Source organism: Ruegeria sp. 6PALISEP08 (genome assembly GCF_001238295.1).
GTDB lineage: Bacteria > Pseudomonadota > Alphaproteobacteria > Rhodobacterales > Rhodobacteraceae > Ruegeria.
In genome coordinates this window covers 1-4,525 of sequence record NZ_LGXZ01000031.1, presented here as the reverse complement: position 1 = coordinate 4,525, position 4,525 = coordinate 1, and the positions used below count along the sequence as shown (strand labels likewise).

The 4,525-nt window shown below is 62.1% G+C and carries 3 protein-coding genes; all 3 read right to left on the bottom strand.

The window, feature by feature from the left end; translation table 11 throughout:
• Window positions 1-69: 69 nt before the first annotated feature.
• Window positions 70-2,925: an aminomethyl-transferring glycine dehydrogenase gene (gcvP, locus tag ALB80_RS21590; protein ID WP_050606170.1), complete on the bottom strand. Its 2,856-nt coding sequence runs from the start codon at window positions 2,923-2,925 to the stop codon at window positions 70-72.
• 111 nt (window positions 2,926-3,036) lie between these two features.
• Entirely contained in the window at window positions 3,037-3,402 is a 366-nt protein-coding gene (gene gcvH, locus ALB80_RS21585; RefSeq protein ID WP_050606169.1) for a glycine cleavage system protein GcvH, read from the bottom strand.
• 18 nt (window positions 3,403-3,420) lie between these two features.
• Window positions 3,421-4,515 (bottom strand): glycine cleavage system aminomethyltransferase GcvT, encoded by a 1,095-nt coding sequence (gcvT, locus tag ALB80_RS21580; RefSeq protein WP_050606171.1) that lies wholly within the window; start codon window positions 4,513-4,515, stop codon window positions 3,421-3,423.
• Between the last annotated feature and the right edge of the window lie 10 nt (window positions 4,516-4,525).

The following is a 4,525-nucleotide window of genomic DNA, read 5'->3' as shown; positions in this document are numbered from 1 at the left end:
CCAAATCAGAACATGAGTTTCCGATTGGCGAAAACCCCGCCTGTTTTTGGCGGGGTTTTGTTTTTGAGTTTACTCGGCGGCGTCTGCGTATGCGTCCATTGGGGGGCATGTGCAAACGAGGTTTCTGTCGCCATATGCGTTGTCGACGCGGTTGACGGGGGACCAGTATTTGTCGACGCCCATGGAACCCGGCGGGAAGCAGGCCTGTTCACGGGTGTAGGCGCGGTCCCAGTCGCCGACCAGATCGCGCACCGTGTGGGGTGCGTTTTTCAGCGGGTTGTTCTCCGCGTCGATCTTGCCGTCGATGATGTCCTGCGCTTCCGAGCGGATCGAGAGCATGGCATCGCAGAAGCGGTCGAGTTCCGCCATGGGTTCCGATTCCGTGGGCTCCACCATCAGGGTGCCCGCCACCGGCCAGGACATGGTCGGCGCGTGGAAGCCTGAATCGACCAGACGTTTGGCGATGTCGTCGACGCTGACATGCGCGGCCTCGTCCAGGGGTCGGGTGTCGAGGATGCATTCATGCGCCACACGGCCGGTCTCGGAGGTGTAGAGGATCGGATAGGCATCGCTCAGGCGCGCCGCGATATAGTTGGCGTTCAGGATCGCCACCTTGGTCGCCTGTGTCAGACCCGCGCCGCCCATCAGCAGCACATAGGCCCATGAGACCGGCAGGATCGAGGGCGAGCCAAACGGCGCCGCCGAGACCGGACCCACAGCAGTGCCATATTCCGGGTGGCCCGGCAGGTGCTCGGTCAGGTGCGCCTTGACGCCGATCGGGCCCATGCCGGGGCCGCCGCCGCCATGCGGGATGCAGAAGGTCTTGTGCAGGTTCAGGTGGCTGACGTCACCGCCAATGTCACCCGGGCGCGACAGACCCACCATGGCGTTCATGTTGGCGCCATCGATATAGACCTGACCGCCGTGATCATGGGTGATCTGGCAGACCTCCTGCACGGTGGTCTCGAACACACCATGGGTGGACGGATAGGTGATCATGCAGGCGGCCAGATGGTCGGAGTGCTTCTCGGCCTTGGCACGGAAGTCGGCGACATCGATGTTGCCGTTCTCATCCGCCTGTACCGGCACAACCTGCCAGCCCACCATCTGCGCCGAGGCCGGGTTGGTGCCATGCGCCGAGGTCGGGATCAGGCAGACGTTCCGCTGCCCCTGCCCGCGGGCGAAGTGATAGTTGCGGATGGTCAGCAGGCCCGCATATTCCCCCTGCGCGCCCGAGTTGGGCTGCTGGGAGATCGCGTCATAGCCGGTGATCTGGCACAGCTTGTCGTTCAGATCCGCAATCATCTCGTGATAGCCCTGCGCCTGATCTTCGGGGCAGAACGGATGCAGATTGCCAAACTCGGGCCAGGTGACCGGGATCATCTCGATCGTGGCGTTCAGCTTCATGGTGCAGGACCCCAGCGGGATCATCGCCCGGTCCAGCGCCAGATCGCGGTCGGCCAGACGGCGCATATACCGCGTGATCTCGGCCTCGGCCCGGTTCTGGTGGAAGATCGGGTGGGTCAGATAGGCGCTTTCACGCAGGGCGTAATCCGGCAGGCGGTATTGCTTGTTCGAACTGTCATCCGCCCGATCGATGCCGAAGGCGCCCCAGACCGCCTCGATGGTCTCGGGGCGGGTCTGTTCGTCCAGGCTGATGCCCACTTTGGTCTCGCCCACCTTGCGCAGATTGACGCCCCGGGCCACAGCGGCCTCCATCACCACGTTCTGCAGATGGCCAACCTCAACCGTGATGGTGTCGAAGAACACCTCCGGCTCCACGGCAAAGCCCGCCTCTTCCAGACCGGCGGCCAGGCGCGAGGTCTTGCGGTGCACCGATTGCGCGATGGCCTTGATGCCATCGGGGCCATGGTACACGGCATACATCGAGGCAATGACAGCCAGCAGCGCCTGCGCGGTGCAGACGTTCGAGTTGGCTTTCTCGCGGCGGATATGCTGCTCGCGGGTTTGCAGCGACAGGCGGTAGGCCTTGTTGCCGCGGCTGTCGATGCTGACACCGATGATCCGGCCCGGCATCGAGCGCTTCAGCTTGTCGGTGGTTGCCATATAGGCGGCGTGCGGGCCACCATAGCCCATCGGAACGCCAAAGCGCTGGGTCGAGCCGATGGCAATGTCTGCACCCATCTCACCCGGTGACTTCAGCAGTGCCAGCGACAGGATGTCGGCAGCAACAATGGCAATGGCTTTATGTTCATGCAGCGCCGCGATCTCGTTGGTGAAGTCGCGCACATGGCCATGGGTGCCGGGATACTGGAAGATGGCGCCAAAGACGGAGCCTGCGTCCAGCGTATCCGGGTCGGCCACCTGCACGTCGATGCCCAGAGGCTCGGCGCGGGTCTTGATCACGGCGATGGTCTGCGGGTGGCAGTTCTTGTCGACGAAGAAGGCCGCGTTGTTGGCCTTGGACCGGCCGCCGCGCTTGGCCATCGCCATCGCTTCCGCCGCAGCAGTGGCTTCGTCCAGCAGCGACGCATTGGCCACGTCCAGCCCGGTCAGGTCGCTGACCATGGTCTGGAAGTTCAGCAGCGCCTCAAGCCGGCCCTGGCTGATCTCGGGCTGATAGGGCGTGTAGGCGGTGTACCAGGCCGGGTTTTCCAGGATGTTGCGCAGGATCGGTGCCGGCGTGGTGGTGCCGTAATAGCCCTGACCGATCAGCGAGGTCAGAACCTTGTTCTTGCTCGCCACCTCTTTCATGTGAAACAGCGCATCGCGTTCCGTCATCGCCGGACCCCAGTCCAGCGGCTCTTTCTGCCGGATCGCGGGCGGGACGGTGGCGTCGATCAACTCGTCCAGCGTCTTGAAGCCAATCACCTTGAGCATGTCGCGCATCTCGGTGGGTGACGGGCCAATGTGGCGGCGATTGGCGAAGTCATAGGCTTCGTAGTCGGTCAGTTTGAAGGCCATTGCAGCGCTCCTATGGATAGGTCAGGTCCGGCGGAGGCTGCAGGAGCCTCCGGCGGGGATATTTTTAGCCAGATGAAGGAGCGGATCCGTGAAAGGCTCCGCCGTTCGGAGTCAACCGATGAAGGCTTTGTAGCCAGTTTCATCCATCAGATCTTCCAGCTGCGATGCGTCGCTGATTTTGATCTTGTAGATCCAGGCTTCGCCCTCGGGGTCTTCGTTCAGCGAACCAGGGTTGTCGGCCAGCGCCTCGTTCACTTCAACGATCTCGCCATCCACCGGAGCATAAAGCTCGGACGCGGCCTTGACGGATTCGATCACGCCGATCTCGCCGCCTTTTTCGAACTCGTCGCCCGCTTCCTGCTGCTCGACAAAGACCACCTCACCCAGCTGCTCGGCTGCGTGTTTGGTGATGCCCAGCGTGGCGGTGTCGCCCTCAACGGTCAGCCATTCATGCTCTTCGGAATAATAGGTTGCCATCTTGTCTTTCTCCTGACTTCAACGCTTGTAATTCTGGGTGACAAAGGGCAGCGCCACGATCTGCGCCGGTTGCGCCTTGCCCCGGATGATCAGGTTCACCTTCTCGCCCGGCTCGCCATGGCCTTTGCTCACATAGCCCATCGCAACGGGGCCACCCACCGTGGGGCCAAAGCTGCCCGAGGTGATCTGACCGATCGTGTTGCCCTCGAGGCATTGCACTTCCACGCCCTGACGCGCAGGCGCGCGGCCATCGGGCTGGATGCCCACCAGCTTGCGGGCAGCCCCCTCGGCCAGTTCCTTTTGCACACGCTCGGCGCCCGGGAACCCGCCTTCTTCTTTGCGACGCTTCTGGATCGCCCAGCCGAGGCTGGCCTCAATCGGTGAGGTGCTCTGGTCGATGTCATTGCCATAAAGGCACAGTCCCGCCTCCAGCCGCAGGCTGTCGCGCGCGCCCAGACCCGCCGGTTCGCAATCCTCATGTGCCAGGAAGGCCTTGCTGACCTCAATCGCCTTGTCCTCGGGGATCGAAATCTCGTAGCCATCCTCGCCGGTATAGCCCAGCCGTGAGATGCGGCATGCGACGCCGTTGATATCCGCCACAGTGGTTTCCATGAACTTCAGGTCCCGGGCCTCAGGGCAAAGCTCGCCCACCACATCTTCGGCCTTGGGGCCTTGCACCGCCACCAGAGCACGGTCGAAAATCTCGGTCACTTCGACGCCGTCCAGGTGAGCTTGCATATGCGGAATGTCCTGATGCCGCAGCGCCGCGTTCACCACCACAAAGAAATGATCGCCCGCGTTCGACACGATCAGGTCATCCATGATCCCGCCTTCAGGGTTCGTAAAGAACCCGTACCGCGCCTTGCCTTCCTTCAGCGTCGCATAAGCCTGCGGGCACAAAGCTTCCAGCTTCTCACCCACATTCTCACCCCGAAGGATCACCTGACCCATATGAGACACATCAAACAACGCCGCCTTCTCACGACACTGCTTATGTTCGCCCATAATCCCCAAAGGATACTGAACAGGCATCTCCCAACCAGCAAAATCAACCAGCTTACCACCCAACTCAACATGCAACGAATGCAAAGGCGTGCGTTTAAGTGAAGTCATTGCGGATACC